This is a genomic window from Micromonospora sp. ABR4_055 (genome assembly GCF_056160425.1).
The window spans coordinates 1-703 of sequence record NZ_JBSWXD010000343.1 but is presented as its reverse complement, the minus strand read 5'-3'; the positions used below and the strand labels follow the sequence as shown (position 1 = coordinate 703).

The window sequence follows — 703 nt, the reverse complement described above, 5'->3', positions numbered from 1 at the left end:
CGGCTGGCCGATCAGGCGGCGGCCGCCCGGGTCGCCGCCGCCGACGCGGACCGGGCCGTCGCAGACGCGGAGGAACGCGAGGAGAAGGTCCGCGCCGAGCTGGCCGCCATCGGTGACCCGGCCGACCGACGGCTGCTGCTGCAGACACACGCTGAACGGGACCGGGTCGCCGCCGAATCGGCCGAGCTGGCTCCGGCGCTCGCCGCCGCGCAGGCCGAGCAGGTCGCTAGCCAGGCGGCGCTGCGGTCGGCTCGGTCCACCGCCGAGGCGGCGGACCGCGAGTTGGACCGCGCCCGGCAGTCGTACCAGGAGGCGCAGTCCGCTGACCTGGCCGCCGCGCTACGCCACGATCTCGTCGCCGGGGCGGACTGTCCGGTCTGCGCGCAGCCGGTGGGCACGGTGCCGCCGGTGCCGGCTGGGTCCCGGGTCGCCGAGGCGAAGTCCGCCGGTCAGGCCGCCCGGGCCGCCGCCGACCAGGCCCGCCAGGCGGTCGCCGACGCCGAGCAGTCGCTGCGCGGGGTGGAACGGGCCGTCGACCGGGCCAGGGTACGGGCCGAGCAGCTGACCGCCCGGCTGGCGCAGCTCGACGCCCGGTTGTCCGACTCGCCCGGTGCCGAGGCGTTGCGCACCGACCTGGCCACGGTCGACCGGTTGCAGCGCGCCCTCGACGACGCCGGTGGCCAGGTCCGCCGCGCCCGGGAGG

1 pseudogene is annotated in these 703 nt (G+C 78.7%); it reads left to right on the top strand.

What is annotated here, in order from left to right:
* A pseudogene (locus ACXAHD_RS32300) lies at positions 1-703 on the top strand (AAA family ATPase); the annotation flags it as partial.